This is a genomic window from Brucella rhizosphaerae (assembly GCF_002252475.1).
Lineage (GTDB): Bacteria > Pseudomonadota > Alphaproteobacteria > Rhizobiales > Rhizobiaceae > Brucella > Brucella rhizosphaerae.
In genome coordinates, this window is sequence record NZ_NNRK01000029.1 from 260,333 (window position 1) to 274,573 (window position 14,241).

Genomic DNA, 14,241 nt, shown 5'->3' on the forward strand with positions numbered 1-14,241 from the left:
TCAGATAAACTTGAGACCGAGAATCTCGTATGAACGCGAACCGCCGGGTGCATTGACCTCAATCGTATCGCCTTCACCCTTGCCGATCAGCGCACGCGCGATAGGCGAGGAAATCGAAATACGGCCTTCTTTCACGTCAGCTTCCTGATCGCCAACGATCTGATAGACCTTCTCTTCTTCTGTATCTTCATCGATCAGCTTAACGGTTGCGCCGAACTTGATCTTGTCGCCAGAAAGCTTTGTTACATCAATGACTTCAGCACGACCAACAAGCTCTTCCAGCTCATTGATACGGCCTTCATTCAGGCTCTGGGCTTCTTTAGCAGCGTGATATTCGGCGTTTTCCGAAAGATCGCCATGCGCACGCGCTTCAGCAATTGCCTCAATGATCCGTGGGCGTTCATTTTGCTGACGCGTGCGGAGTTCTTCCTTGAGGTTTTCGAAACCGCGAGGGGTCATAGGGAACTTTTCCATACCCAGTCCAGTCCTTTCCATCGCCCGCCGCGCTTCCCTCCAGGATGAACGCGACGGCAGTTTGATTGCCCGCCTGATCCTGCTCCACAATTGGCTCAGGACACCCGTCCGGAAGGTTTGATTGCCTGCCGGTACACAAAAAGAAAACGGTCACCGAAACATGTGCTTCGGAACCGTTCAAAGTGATGTTGCTGTAACTATAGCATTTTCATCAATGATTTCACGAAGAAAAATTTTTGCCTGTTAATTCTACGGAACAACCGGTCCTATTTGGCATGAACCGGCCAGCTTGAAGGCCATTTCTCAGGACCACCGTCATAATTGCCATCGCAGTCGCCCTTTGAGCGCTCCTGTAAAAGCACAAACCGCACATGCCCTTCACCAGTATCCGTCGCCTTCCAGACATCATAGATGCCGCAATCACCCAGCCCCCTGCCCTTGAAAAAAGCTGTCAGCGTCTTGTTTTGTTGCGACCAGTCAATGTTCCATGCCTGATCCGTAACGGTTGGACCATCATCTGAAATCGTCGGCAGCGAAATTGGAATCACCTGATTCTCGTATTGGCTGTAGAACACATAAGGCTGATTATATGCACCTGGCGAACCGCATGGCATCCCGATCAGGTCAAGCCCATCCGCGATTTTGGCTTCAAAGCCTCCGCCTGTGCTGAAAGAATTGCCGCTTGAAGTGCCACAAACGGCACTTTCATCGGTGAAATCCTTACGGATTTTCTCCGGTATCTGTTCGACTGAAGCAATGAGTTTCACTGCAGAAGGCGGCGGTGCAGGCTTGTTCCCCTTTGCCTGCAAAGCATCGACAGTACCAGCGCGCGACTGCTGCTCATCGGCATAGATCAAACTGCCAACAAACCCCGAAAGCGAATAATTTGAGGTCTGGCCTGCGAATTTGAGTTGCAGTTTCTGGCCGTTCTTCAAGACATCAATCAGTTTGGCTATCGCGCTCGCATCGGCATAATTGAGTTGGTCGCCCTTGAGCGATGCCGCCGATGCTTCTATGGCCAGCACCGACTTCCCGTCGACAGACAGTTCCAGTTTTCCCGAAACCTTCGACGGATCGATATAGGAAAGCTGCAACTCCGGCTTCGAGCCAACGCCACTGCTACGATAAATACCAAGGGCCGGCGCGTCTTCACTCGCGACTGGAGTGAGACTCACTGTGCAATTCTGAGCAAGGTCACATAAAACAGATGTGTCCCGGATCAACTTATAAGCAGCCTGGGATATGCCTGCGTCTGAAACCAACGATGTTGTCGCCACTCCCGCCAGCAAAATTGCTCTCAGCCCAAATTTCCGAAAAAGCATATCCCACCCCATAATATCCAATATCAATGTGCTAAAGTGCGTGCTTGTCGTGCTTGGAACACATCCTGAAACGTATGAAACAGCTTTCGGCCAGCATGTGCGTTAAAACAAGCTTTACCGCTCCAATCTTGTTCAATCAAATCGGCGCGCTCAAGTACCGTCTTGCCGATCCCCTGTGATATTTCCTATAGCATGACGACCCCGGGAAAATGATCCAGATCATTGTGGGTGTTTTTCTTTGGGGTGAAACAACAATGACGCGTGTGCAGGCAAATTTACTACTCCTTCTGGCAGGTGTCATTTGGGGCATGGGCTTTGTGGCCCAATCCACAGCCATGGCGAGTATCGGACCATTCCTGTTTATCGGTGTTCGCTCAGCAATTGCAGCGCTTACCGTTTTGCCCTTCTCCATTGCTGAAGGCAGACGTTCACCGCACAAGCTTCAGAGCCAGAACTACCTCTTTTTCATGCTTGTGGGCGCTGTCCTGTTTATAGGTCTCGCTCTGCAACAGATCGGGCTGATCACCACATCTGTCACCAATGCTGGATTTCTGACGGGGCTTTATGTCGTGATGGTGCCAGTGCTGGGCGTCATTATTTTTCGCAGCTGGCCGCATCCAGTGGTTTGGCCTAGCGCGGCCGCTTGCCTTACAGGTATTTTTCTTCTGTCAGGCGGGGCATTAAGCGCACTTAAGCAGGGCGACTGGCTGGTCATATGCGGCGCAGTTTTCTGGGCCATGCAGGTGCTGCTGATCAGCCGCGCCAACCGTGCCGGACGCCCCATCGCGCTTAGCTGTGTACAGTTTGCAACTGCAGCCGCCGCAGGCCTACTGATTGCCGCTGCGGTCGAAGACATCAACTGGAACATTATCGCGCTTACGTGGAAAGAACTGTTGTTTACAGGCGTCTTCTCATCTGGTGCTGCATTCACCCTGCAAGCCATCGGTCAGCGCTACACCACATCGGCACAGGCCGCTATTTTCCTGTCATCGGAAGCTTTATTTGCCGCTCTGTTCGGCGCAATGTTTCTTGGCGAACGTCTCAAATTCATCGGCTTTATTGGCTGTGGCTTGCTGTTTGCCGCCATGCTTGCGGTGGAACTGGTTCCCATGTTCTGGAAACGCAGGGCAGAACCAATCCCAGCCACTGAACAGGCTTAACCCCTGAATATCAGCGCGGCACCACCTGCGATCAGGGCGAACCCAAGCAGATGATTCCAGGTGAAAGCTTCTTTTAGATAGAAGATCGAGAACAGGCTGAAAATCACGAGTGTGATGACTTCCTGCATCGTTTTTAGCTGTGCTGCCGAATAAACCTCATGCCCGATACGGTTTGCCGGCACAGCCAGACAATATTCGAGCAGCGCGATACCCCAGCTGATGAAGATAACCGTCACCAGTGGCGTACTGGTGAATTTCAGATGCCCATACCAGGCAAAAGTCATGAAAACATTGGAGCCGATGAGAAGCAAAATCGGCAGAACACTCGGCGACATCAGTGCTGACATGAAAAAAACTTCAGGGACCGGGAGGACATTGTCGCGGCTTGGCCCGAAACCGCTGCTCAGGATCGTTAGCAAAAAGGCATGAAGAATTCGCCAATCTTGTGACCATCGAATGGCCAGCATATAGCCCCGATTGTGCCACAGCCCTTAACAGGGGCACTGACTGTTCGTTTACGCTTATCGTCTAATATGAATTCAGGCCCGGTTTCAAAATGAAAGGCAGGGACATGAGTATTGTGTTGTCCAACCGCTTTCATCGCTGTTTGTTACCGGCAAGTTTTGCACTGCTTGCCTTGGTGGCTGGTTGTTCCGGTGATCGCCCACCACGTCCGCAAGCCGAAATTGGCAATGCCGATGTGATACCGCCTGCCCCTGTCGTCTCTGCCAATGCGCCACGCGAAGAGCGCGTTGTTGGGCTGGCTGAAGAAATCGAAAATAATGCCAATGAGATGACAACGCAGAGCCAGCCGCATTATACCGGCGATTATGGCTTCGCAGTCCCTGTACAGAACCCGGTCAGCACTGCCGAAAACATTTATGCGATGTCCAATTCAGAGAGTGCCTGTCGGACACGTCTGAAGCGGCTCGGCGTTGTTTTTACCGAAAAATCCCCCATCAATCAGAGCGGCAGCTGTCGCATTGATAACCCCATCGAAGTCAGCGGGTTCAACAGCGGTTCGATCGCTTTCAAACCAGCGGCAACATTGAATTGTCAGGTCACAGAAGCATTTGCGCGCTGGATTAAGGGTGATCTGCAACCATCGGCACGCCTGCGCTATTTGTCCGGCGTCAATACGATTCACAATGCCGGTGGTTATTCCTGCCGAACGATGAATCATCGCCGTGGTGCGAAGATGTCCGAGCATTCGCGCGGCAACGCCATCGACGTCACCAGGATCGTTCTGAACAATGGTAAAAGCATAACTGTCCGCAAACCGGGCTTTTTTGCCTTTCGCGAGAAAGGCTTGCTCAATAGCGTTCGTTCAGATGCGTGCGATTACTTCACCACAGTACTCGGCCCTGGCTATAATCGCGAACATGCCGACCATTTCCATTTCGACCTGATGCAGCGACGCAGCGGCTATCGGGCATGCAAGTAAAACAGCCCGGCTCAGAGCACTGTGCGCCCTATCAGGCGCAAAAGGTCGCTCGAAGCCGGGTTAAGTATCACTCAGCAGGAACCGGCGTTGGCTGACCGCTCTTGTCGAGCGCCACCATGACGAAATCGCCATGAGTCACAAGATCCATCTCATCGGCAAGATAGCGCTGCGCCCAGGCTTCTACACGCAGCGTAATCGACGTGCGGCCAACCCGCGTAATCTCAGTATACACACAAAGAATGTCACCAATTTTGACAGGCTTCGCAAAGGACATTTCACGCACAGCGGCTGTCACAACACGGCCCTTGGCACGCTCCGCAGCACGGATACCGCTGGCCGTGTCCATTTGTGCCATAACCCAGCCGCCAAAAATATCACCGGCCGAGTTGGTATCTTTTGGCATTGCCTGCGTACGTACAGTCAGCATGCCCTTGGGCGAATTAATGTCGTTCATCAATAAATCCTTTGATCGTCTAAAACGCATCCCAAAAAGCGCAAAGCGAAATTCGGTCAAAATGCGCGTCAAACCAGAAAGTTTGAGTCGCCTGTAAGTATGCTGCAAGCCATTACCAAGGAAAAGTGCGACATGCGCACCGCAGCCATGCAAATCAAACACCAGGCAAGAATACATAATATAAAATTGTAATTATTAATCATGAGAGAATATTCATAAAATATTTAAAGTAAAAATAAATATTACTATTTATAGTCATCTCTACGGAATACATATCGGGGGATATTATGAGATTAATTATTGTATCGTCTATTGCTACATTAGCTCTTTTATTTGCAAACAACGCAGAGGCGTCCGGTGGCCTCGCAACTGCAAATATAAACCTTCGCACAGGCCCCGGCACACAATATCCATCAATGGGCAGCATCCCCAATGGCGTTGTTCTGGATGTTGCAGGCTGTACAAGTGGCTATGGCTGGTGTCGCGTCAACTATCGCGGTCTTGATGGCTGGGCATCGTCAAACTACATCGCCGTTCAGACAGGCGGTGGCGGCTACACCACCAATGACAATTTCGGATCAACTGCAGCAGCCGTCGGCATACCACTCATTGCCGGCTTGGTGATCGGTTCTGCAATTAACAACAACAACAACCGATGGAATGATGGACCGAACTGGGGTCCCGGTTGGGGGCCTCGCCCCTACCGCTCTGGTTGGGGTCCGGGTCCATATCGTCCGGGTCCCGGCTGGCGTGGACCAGGTCAGTGGGGCGAACCCCGCCCACATTGGGGTGACCGTCCCGGCTGGCGCGATCATCCCGGTTATCATCCAAACTTTTATGGCCCGGGCGACCGCTGGCGCCCAAATGGCCGCAGATAAGCAGTTCCTCCTGACAGCCTGATGTCAGGAGCCATGTAAATTCCGGACCGGGTGCATGGGTTTTGATCCGTGCACCCTTTTCATTTGAGTTGCGAAATTCCATATTGGGAGCATGGCTTCCTCAAAAGACAAATATACTCAGGATTCGCACAATCAGACGGGCCAGACTGGCGGCTTCGGTGAAGCGCCTCAGTCCGACTTTTCGGGCGCGCCACTGTCCGGGTCCATTTCCGATTGGGCAAAAGAAATCAGCAACGAGGCCATCAAGCCTCAAGCCAAGCCAAAAGCGGCGAAGCCCCCGAAAAAGGTGCCGGAACGCAGCAAAGAATCTTCGCGCAGTGCGCGAGGCACTTCGATGGGTGGCGCTGCCTCAGCCAAAGAACGTGCCGCAGCCGGTCTCAATCCTGTGGCGGGACTGGACATCAGTCTGGAAGACGCCGCCGAGTTTAATCCCTCTGGCGCGACCGCGACCGTACAAGCACTTTCCGATCTGATCGAATCCGGCAATCCGCTGTTCAAGAACGGCGAACTCTGGACACCGCACCGTCCTGCCCGCCCGGAAAAATCCGAAGGTGGCATTGCGATCCAGATGGAATCGAGTTTCGAACCATCCGGTGATCAGCCAACAGCCATTCGCGATCTGGTCAGCGGATTGAAAGATGACGACCGCACGCAGGTTCTGCTGGGCGTCACAGGCTCCGGCAAGACTTTCACCATGGCAAAGGTTATTCAGGAAACGCAGCGTCCAGCGCTTATTCTTGCGCCCAACAAAACCTTGGCAGCGCAGCTATATGGCGAGTTCAAAAGCTTCTTCCCGAACAATGCTGTCGAGTATTTCGTTTCCTACTACGATTATTATCAGCCGGAAGCTTATGTGGCGCGGTCGGATACCTATATCGAAAAGGAATCAACCGTAAACGAACAGATCGACCGTATGCGGCACGCGGCAACGCGCGCGCTGATCGAGCGCGATGACGTCATTATTGTTGCGTCTGTTTCGTGCATTTACGGTATTGGTTCGGTCGAAACCTATACCGCCATGACTTTCGAAATGAAGATCGGCGACAGGCTCGACCAGCGCCAGCTTCTGGCCGATCTCGTGGCACAGCAATATAAGCGACAGGACATCAATTTCGTGCGCGGCTCTTTCCGCGTTCGTGGTGACACAATTGAAATCTTCCCGGCCCACTTGGAAGACCGTGCCTGGCGCATTTCCCTTTTCGGGGACGAAATCGAAACCATCGCTGAATTTGATCCGTTGACCGCCCAGAAGACCGGCGATCTGCAATCGGTCAAGATTTATGCAAATTCGCACTATGTAACGCCGCGCCCGACGCTCAATCAGGCCATCAAATCAATTCAGAATGAACTTCAACATCGTCTTGTCGAGTTGAACAATGCCGGACGTTTGCTTGAAGCTCAGCGCCTTGAACAGCGCACCACTTTCGACCTCGAAATGCTCGAGGCAACCGGCGTCTGCAACGGCATCGAAAACTATTCTCGCTATCTGACAGGACGCCAGCCGGGCGAACCGCCGCCGACTTTGTTCGAATATATTCCAGACAACGCCCTCGTCTTCCTTGATGAAAGCCACGTCACGGTTCCGCAGATCGGTGGCATGTATCGCGGTGACTTTCGTCGTAAAGCGACACTGGCCGAATATGGCTTCCGCCTACCCTCCTGCATGGACAACCGTCCGCTGCGTTTCGAGGAATGGGACGCTATGCGTCCGCAAACCATCGCCGTATCGGCAACACCCGGCAAGTGGGAAATCGAAGAAGCTGGCGGCGTGTTTGCCGAACAGGTTATTCGCCCAACTGGCCTGATCGATCCGCCTGTTGAAGTGCGGCCAGCGAAAAATCAGGTCGATGATGTGCTGGGTGAAATCCGTGAAACAGCGCGTAAGGGCTATCGCACACTCTGCACGGTGCTGACCAAGCGCATGGCTGAAGACCTGACCGAATATCTCCATGAGCAGGGCGTTCGCGTGCGCTATATGCACTCGGATATCGACACGCTGGAGCGAATCGAAATCATCCGCGACCTGCGCCTTGGCGCTTTCGATGTATTGGTGGGTATCAACCTGCTGCGCGAAGGTCTCGATATTCCGGAATGCGGCTTCGTCGCTATCCTCGATGCCGACAAGGAAGGCTTTCTGCGTTCTGAAACTTCGCTCGTCCAGACCATCGGTCGTGCGGCGCGTAACGTTGATGGCAAAGTCATTCTGTATGCGGATAATATAACGGGCTCCATGCAGCGCGCGATGGACGAAACCAGCCGTCGCCGCGAAAAGCAGGCAGCCTATAATACAGAGCATGGCATCACGCCTGCCTCGGTGAAAAAGAATATAACGGATATTCTGAATTCAGTTTACGAACAGGATCACGTACGCGCTGACATTTCCGGCTTTGCCGAGCAAGGCGCGATGATGGGCAACAATCTGACCGCCCATCTTGAACATCTGCAAAAGCAGATGCGTGACGCAGCAGCCGATCTCGACTTCGAGAAGGCTGCACGCATGCGCGACGAAATCAAGCGTTTGCGCGAGATGGAACTGGCAATTTCCGACGATCCGCTCGCACGCGAGGTGGAGCTGGAAAGTCCTGTGACTGGCCGAACCAAGGGACGCCACAATGCCGGTCGCAAAGTACACCGCACAGTGGATGCCGAGCCGAAGAAATCGCTGTTTGCCAAGCCCACGCTCGACAATATGGGACCGGGAACGGATACGGCAAAGCCGCTGTTCCGCAAGAACACGCTGGACGAGATGACCGTCAAGAGGACGGAAAAGCCGGCAGGTGCTGACGACGCCATCATCCGCCGCGAACGTTCAGGCATTGGTTCTTACGAAGATCCGGCTGAAGCTGCACGCAAAAAGCGCCGCCCCCCCGGCAAGACTGGCCGACCGGGGCGTTGATCCTGAGGTCCTGGAGGGCTGCTTACCAGCCTTCCAAAACGATCTTGCCTTTGGCCTTGCCACTTTCGAGCAGTCCATGCGCAGATTTCAGATTGGTAGCGTTGATTGGCGAGAGCACTTCCGTCACTGTTGTTTTGATTTTGCCCGCATCAATCAGTTGAGCGACGTCATCCAGCAGTTTGCCTTGCTCACCCATATCCGCAGTTTCAAAGATTGAACGTGTAAACATCAGCTCCCAGTGCACCGATACAGACTTGCGTTTGAACGGCATGGCATTGAGCGTTTCGGGATCATCGATCAGGCCAAACCGTCCTTGCGGTGCAATCAATGAGACGATCTCATCAATATGATTCTGCGTCTGCGTGGTCGAAAAGACAAAAGCTGGCGCACCAATCCCCAGAGCTTCGATCTGCTTCGCCAGTGGCTTGCTGTGATCGACGACATGATGTGCGCCGAGCTGCTTCACCCATTCCTGCGTTTCCGGTCGCGACGCGGTAGCAATCACCGTCAAATCAGTCAAAGCGCGCGCCAGCTGGATAGCGATTGAACCAACGCCACCTGCGCCACCAATAATAAGGATAGCGTTTGCAGCACCCGGCACTGGCTTACGCACATCCAGTCGGTCAAACAGCATTTCCCAGGCGGTGATCGATGTGAGCGGCAAGGCTGCGGCTTCACTTTTTGCAAGCGATACCGGCTTACGGGCTACGATGCGTTCATCGACCAGATGAAACTCGCTATTGGCACCGGGTCGGATCAAGGATCCCGCATACCAGACTTCATCACCTGATTTAAAGTTGCGCACGTCGGCACCCGTCTCAACAACCGTACCGACAGCGTCCCAGCCGAGCACTTTCCATTGACCTGCTTCCGGCGACACGCCACTGCGGATTTTATAATCAACCGGATTGACTGAAACCGCCTCGACCCGAACCAGAAGATCACGACCCGTGACGACAGGCTTTTCCAACGTCACATCAACCAGAGATTCTGCACGGTCCAGCTTACCGGCAACTTGATAGGCAACTGCTTTCATCGTTCTGCTCCATTTGCTATGGACCAAATATTAGACTACCGTCACAGAATGTGAATACGCACAAATATCGCCCATAGTGTTGTTTTCTGTACTTAGTATATAAAGGATACTTAGATGGCAAAGGCCAAGCACTCGCGCTTCGATTGCAGCCCCGGCTGCGCGGTCGAAGCTGCCATCAGCCTCATCGATGGTAAATGGAAAAGTGTTGTACTGTTTCATCTGCTCGACGGCACAATGCGGTTTAATGAGTTGAGACGGCAAATACCGGGCGTGACCCAGCGTATGCTGACCAATCAGCTACGTGAGCTGGAAGAAGATGGCCTGATCAATCGCAAGGTCTATGCACAAGTGCCGCCCAAGGTCGAATATAGCTTGTCACCGCTTGGTCGCAGCATCGAGCCAATCCTGCTCGCATTGAAAGATTGGGGCGACACCAATATCGAGCGTTTCAGCAAGCCAACAAAGTCACAGTCTCCCGTTCAAAGCGCCGCGTAAGGCGCCTCAAAACCTGTGAGACGCCTATGCAGGTAAAAGGACGGTTTAAGCCGTCCTTTTCATTTTTTACTGGCTCAGCGGCACTGACCACCGCCAGTGATGCGATAACCTGAACGTTCCGCTTCGCAGCGGTTCGAGAATGTCTGTCGGTCATTACCGCGACGCGCACAGACCGGCATATATTCCCGTGTGCAAGCGCCTGCACTTGGGCGCCCCGGCCTGTTGCCCTGTTGTGGCGGACGACCCGGGCGTTCCCCTCCCCAGCCTGCGCCCGGTCCCGACCCTTGACCTGGTCGCGAGCTGCACTGTCCGTTACCGACAATCCGATAACCATCAGCACGAGCCTGACACGCATTGCCAAAAGTCTTGCGTGACTGGCCGCGCTCGCCACAAACCGGCGCATAATTCATAGGGCACATCTGCGGCTGTGATGGACCCGGCCTTACAGGGGGCCGGTAATCCGGGCCACCTTCGGCGACGCAACCTGCCAGAAACATGGCACCCGCAATGAAACCCAAACGACTGACTTTACTCAATAACATTAGCCTCTCCCTCTCCTGACCTGCACGTTGGAGCGTATTTCGATCAGATTAAATCAGATCATCGCTCTAATTATTTGTTTTCACGCGTATCTTTTCCGAAACTGTTCACACTTTTCGGGATGCGCTCTAAAATGGCACAACAACCTCCGAGAACAAGGAGGTATTAAAAGATATTCGGCTTCGTTCTGAAAACCTCATATCGACAAGTCGCAAACATGCATTACTCTGTCTTTGCCAGAGCGGGATAAAGGGCGGAAACAACAGCATGAGTCGTCTGCATATAACGATAGCGACATTTGCATTTATGCAGCTCTTTAGCTGGCCTGAAAGCATCAACGCGGTAGCACAGACAGCGGCAAACCCAGAATCTCTGACCTATGGTCCGCCTATGCCGCCCGAGAAGATTGCGCCCACTGTCGGACGCATCTGCCAGCTCATAGAAATCAATGCCGAAGCGCAAGGGATTCCGAAGGATTTCTTCGCGCGGCTTATCTGGAAAGAAAGCCGTTTTGATCATCGCGCTGTCAGCCCGGTCGGTGCACAGGGGATTGCGCAATTCATGCCTTACACCGCGAAGGAACGAGGCCTCGCCGATCCCTTCGATATAGAGCAGGCGATTCCAGCGTCCGCGGGGTTCCTCAGCGAACTCAAACGCGCCTTCGGGAATTGGGGTCTGGCTGCCGCGGCATATAATGCAGGGCCAACGCGCGTTTCCAACTGGATACGTTCGGGCGGATTTCTTCCACTTGAAACCGAAGACTACGTTCTTGATCTGACTGGTGCCCCGGCTGATAATTTTGCGTCTGGCAACGAGATCGCGAACAAGCCGCTCGATGCAAAACTCAGTTTTACGGAAGCGTGCGAACGCCTACCAATCGTTCGCACGGCCACAATTCCCATGTCACGCATCAAACCTAAGCCCTGGGGCATTCAGGTCGCGGGCAATTTTCGGCGCAGCGTTGCAGTCAATCAATGGAGCAGACTACGCAAGCAATTCTCCTCCGTGCTTGCAGGGCACGATCCGGTCATTAGCCGCGTACGCACCCCAATGGCCCGACGTGGCATCTATGCAGTACGCATCGGAGCCAATAGCCGAAGCGAGGCGGACAACATCTGCTCTAAACTTCGCGCGGCAGGCGGAGCATGCATAGTTTTGCGCAATCGGTAAGCAAGCGAGCATACTATACCTTAGTATGAATCGATATATTGCCGTTGGCCTGTGCTGTTTTGGTATTGAATGAGCGATATTCTCGTAATTTTTGTAAAGATTCCAGACGATACCGTTACGAAGATAACCAATCTCATATTTCGCGAAGAATTTGCTTGCCAAATTACGCATCATAGATCAGTCTTCGATTGTCCGGGCAATTTGAGTACAAACGGAAGACTGGAAGAACGGCGCGCCGGAACCGCTAGAAGTTCCGGGTCGGAGATTAGTCTCTGGCAATGATCGGTTCCTTTCCAATGTCGAGAACTGCCTGCATGACCCTCTGCCGGGTGTGTGGTGCGTTCGGCAGAAGTTGTAATTCCACTGTCTCTTAATAAAGCAGTGGCGCCAAGGAAAAGGAACGGATCCCATGGCACAGACCGGACAGGTCAAATTCTTCAACTCCGAAAAAGGTTTCGGATTTATCAAGCCTGATGATGGCGGCGCAGACATTTTTGTCCATATCTCTGCCGTACAGGCATCAGGTTTGGCAGGACTTGCCGACAATCAGAAGGTTTCCTACGAGACAGAACCAGATCGTCGCGGTAAGGGTCCTAAGGCTGTAAATATCGCGGTTACTGACTAAGCCCGAAATTTTACAGAACAAGAATTTGATCCCCGGCTAACGCCGGGGTTTTTTATTGAGCTGAGATCGGCAATGGAACAAGAAAATCGCGCCGCCATCCGGTCCAGGCAGATCCCAGCCTGTCCCAAATCCCAGTGCGCGAAATATTACTAACACTGCATTTAATTTACCGCATTACGGCAATTTCCCCCGCCCCTTCACCATTGTTCAGCCTCCATTCATGTCGAGACTATTAACTTGTCATTCATGATTGATGCGGTGTGCCAAGTCGGCCCTGCGTATCGCCGAAATTGCAGTTGTGCTTCTGAAGGAGCGGACAATGAACAAACTACTTAAAACAGCTATCCTGGCAGTTGCCTCAATAGCAGCAGTCTCAGCGCCGCTGGCCGCAGCATCAGCTGACTCCTGGGGGCGTCGTGGCTGGGATCGGGGTGGCGACTGGAACCGTGGCGGATGGGATCGTCCCTACAATCGTCATCGTGACCGCAGCGGCGATGCTGTTGCTGCTGGCGTCATCGGCCTTGCAGCAGGCGCGTTGATCGGCAGCGCTTTGAGCCAGCCTCAGCCGACCTACATACAGCCAGCACCCGTTTACGCACCGCCACCACCGCCTCCTGCATATTATCCGGCACCACCTGCGCGCAGCGTACAGTATCGCGTCGGTTATGAGCCATGGAGCCGCGGCTGGTATCAGTATTGCTCGGATCGCTATCGCTCGTTCAATGCGAATACCGGAACCTATCGCGGTTATGATGGACGCGATCATTTCTGCTCAGCGAATTAAATCGACCAATACCGCAAAGATAAAAAGCCGCCTTCAAGGGCGGCTTTTTTCATGATCGGTTTGGTTCACGCATATCCGATATCATTGAGAAACGGATTGTTGCGGCGTTCCTCGCCGAAACGTCCACCGGGACCATGACCGCATAGAAAGCCGATATCATCACCGAGCGGCAGAAGCTTTTCCTTGATCGAGCGGATAAGCGCTGCATGATCGCCACCGGGAAGATCAGTACGTCCAATTGAACCGTTGAACAAAACGTCGCCTACAATCGCAAAGCGCGCTTCGGGATTATAGAACACCACATGTCCCGGCGCATGTCCTGGACAATGGAATACATCGAATGTGTGACCAGCCACTGAAACCGTATCACCTTCTTCCAGCCAACGGTCAGGCGTGACGTTGCGCACGCCTTCAGTCAGTCCGTATTTAAGTCCGGTGGTTGCCAGATTGTCGAGCAGGAATTTATCGTCCTTGTGCGGACCAATAATCCCGACACCCAGATCTTCCTTGAGGTCCAGTGCAGCTCCTGCATGATCGATATGGCCATGTGTGATCCAAATGGCTTCAACATTGACATTCTGAGAAGCGATAGCCTCTTTGATCCGGTCGAAATCGCCGCCGGGATCAATCACCACGCCCTTTTTTGTATCGCCATCAAAAAGGATGGTGCAGTTCTGCTGAAATGGCGTCACGGGAACGATGATGGCTTGTAATTGTCCCATATAGAATACTCCATTCAATCAGCATGTTGGTAAGATTATCCGAGGCAGGCAGCAGAAAATTACAGCCTGTTTGCACCTTCACATAATGCGCAACATTCAGATTGCAAAGGCTTGATCATAGTAAAACGGGCGGCACAAGGCCGCCCGTATCCCCTCTCACGAAACTTGTTCACATTTCCAGAAGCTTGAAATCACTATTGGAAAAATGTCACCCCATGAG

General features: G+C 53.0%; 15 protein-coding genes. 8 read left to right on the top strand and 7 right to left on the bottom strand.

Translation table 11 applies throughout. From position 1 onward, the window contains the following. Together greA and CEV32_RS13970 are read right to left on the bottom strand one after the other, a co-directional pair. Positions 1-474 (bottom strand): transcription elongation factor GreA, encoded by a 474-nt coding sequence (gene greA / locus CEV32_RS13965; protein ID WP_094577711.1) that lies wholly within the window; start codon positions 472-474, stop codon positions 1-3. A gap of 266 nt (positions 475-740) precedes the next feature. Further along, positions 741-1,796 (bottom strand): DUF1176 domain-containing protein, encoded by a 1,056-nt coding sequence (locus tag CEV32_RS13970; RefSeq protein WP_094577712.1) that lies wholly within the window; start codon positions 1,794-1,796, stop codon positions 741-743. Positions 1,797-2,050: 254 nt separating this feature from the next. Between CEV32_RS13970 and CEV32_RS13975 the strand changes: the two genes are divergently transcribed. After that, entirely contained in the window at positions 2,051-2,956 is a 906-nt protein-coding gene (locus CEV32_RS13975; RefSeq protein ID WP_094577882.1) for a DMT family transporter, read from the top strand. On the opposite strand, the gene CEV32_RS13980 is transcribed toward CEV32_RS13975, so the two are convergent. Then, the gene (locus CEV32_RS13980) at positions 2,953-3,303 is read right to left on the bottom strand and encodes a DMT family protein (protein WP_094577883.1); all 351 of its coding nucleotides are present in this window, start codon (positions 3,301-3,303) and stop codon (positions 2,953-2,955) included. The two genes, CEV32_RS13975 and CEV32_RS13980, sit on opposite strands and share 4 nt — an antisense overlap. 224 nt (positions 3,304-3,527) lie before the next feature. Here CEV32_RS13980 and CEV32_RS13985 point away from each other — a divergent pair, with 224 nt between their 5' ends. Beyond that, entirely contained in the window at positions 3,528-4,400 is an 873-nt protein-coding gene (locus CEV32_RS13985) for an extensin-like domain-containing protein (RefSeq protein ID WP_235818822.1), read from the top strand. A gap of 67 nt (positions 4,401-4,467) precedes the next feature. On the opposite strand, the gene CEV32_RS13990 is transcribed toward CEV32_RS13985, so the two are convergent. Then, positions 4,468-4,854, bottom strand: a complete 387-nt coding sequence (locus tag CEV32_RS13990; protein WP_094577884.1) for an acyl-CoA thioesterase — start codon at positions 4,852-4,854, stop codon at positions 4,468-4,470. Positions 4,855-5,141: 287 nt separating this feature from the next. Here CEV32_RS13990 and CEV32_RS13995 point away from each other — a divergent pair, with 287 nt between their 5' ends. Continuing rightward, positions 5,142-5,732 carry an SH3 domain-containing protein gene (locus CEV32_RS13995; RefSeq protein ID WP_094577714.1) on the top strand — a complete coding sequence of 197 codons (591 nt, stop codon included), beginning with the start codon at positions 5,142-5,144 and terminating at the stop codon, positions 5,730-5,732. Positions 5,733-5,844: 112 nt separating this feature from the next. Beyond that, positions 5,845-8,649, top strand: a complete 2,805-nt coding sequence (gene uvrB / locus CEV32_RS14000; protein ID WP_094577715.1) for an excinuclease ABC subunit UvrB — start codon at positions 5,845-5,847, stop codon at positions 8,647-8,649. A gap of 22 nt (positions 8,650-8,671) precedes the next feature. Here the strand turns inward: uvrB and CEV32_RS14005 are convergent, their stop codons facing one another. Continuing rightward, entirely contained in the window at positions 8,672-9,685 is a 1,014-nt protein-coding gene (locus CEV32_RS14005) for a zinc-binding alcohol dehydrogenase family protein (RefSeq protein ID WP_094577716.1), read from the bottom strand. A gap of 114 nt (positions 9,686-9,799) precedes the next feature. Here CEV32_RS14005 and CEV32_RS14010 point away from each other — a divergent pair, with 114 nt between their 5' ends. Continuing rightward, positions 9,800-10,180 carry a winged helix-turn-helix transcriptional regulator gene (locus CEV32_RS14010; protein WP_094577717.1) on the top strand — a complete coding sequence of 127 codons (381 nt, stop codon included), beginning with the start codon at positions 9,800-9,802 and terminating at the stop codon, positions 10,178-10,180. A gap of 74 nt (positions 10,181-10,254) precedes the next feature. On the opposite strand, the gene CEV32_RS14015 is transcribed toward CEV32_RS14010, so the two are convergent. Further along, positions 10,255-10,722 carry a Kazal-type serine protease inhibitor family protein gene (locus CEV32_RS14015; RefSeq protein WP_094577718.1) on the bottom strand — a complete coding sequence of 156 codons (468 nt, stop codon included), beginning with the start codon at positions 10,720-10,722 and terminating at the stop codon, positions 10,255-10,257. 265 nt (positions 10,723-10,987) lie between these two features. Between CEV32_RS14015 and CEV32_RS14020 the strand changes: the two genes are divergently transcribed. The 3 genes from CEV32_RS14020 (at position 10,988) to CEV32_RS14030 (ending at position 13,299) form a co-directional block, all read left to right on the top strand. Further along, complete coding sequence (locus tag CEV32_RS14020; protein ID WP_235818823.1) at positions 10,988-11,890, top strand: lytic transglycosylase domain-containing protein; 903 nt, start codon at positions 10,988-10,990, stop codon at positions 11,888-11,890. 409 nt (positions 11,891-12,299) lie between these two features. After that, positions 12,300-12,515, top strand: coding sequence for a cold-shock protein (locus CEV32_RS14025; RefSeq protein ID WP_094577719.1), 216 nt, complete (start codon positions 12,300-12,302; stop codon positions 12,513-12,515). Positions 12,516-12,834: 319 nt separating this feature from the next. Beyond that, a complete protein-coding gene (locus CEV32_RS14030; protein ID WP_094577885.1) occupies positions 12,835-13,299 on the top strand; it encodes a BA14K family protein in 465 nt (154 codons plus the stop codon). A 65-nt stretch (positions 13,300-13,364) separates the two neighbouring features. On the opposite strand, the gene CEV32_RS14035 is transcribed toward CEV32_RS14030, so the two are convergent. Beyond that, the gene (locus CEV32_RS14035; protein WP_094577720.1) at positions 13,365-14,021 is read right to left on the bottom strand and encodes an MBL fold metallo-hydrolase; all 657 of its coding nucleotides are present in this window, start codon (positions 14,019-14,021) and stop codon (positions 13,365-13,367) included. Positions 14,022-14,241 lie beyond the last annotated feature (220 nt).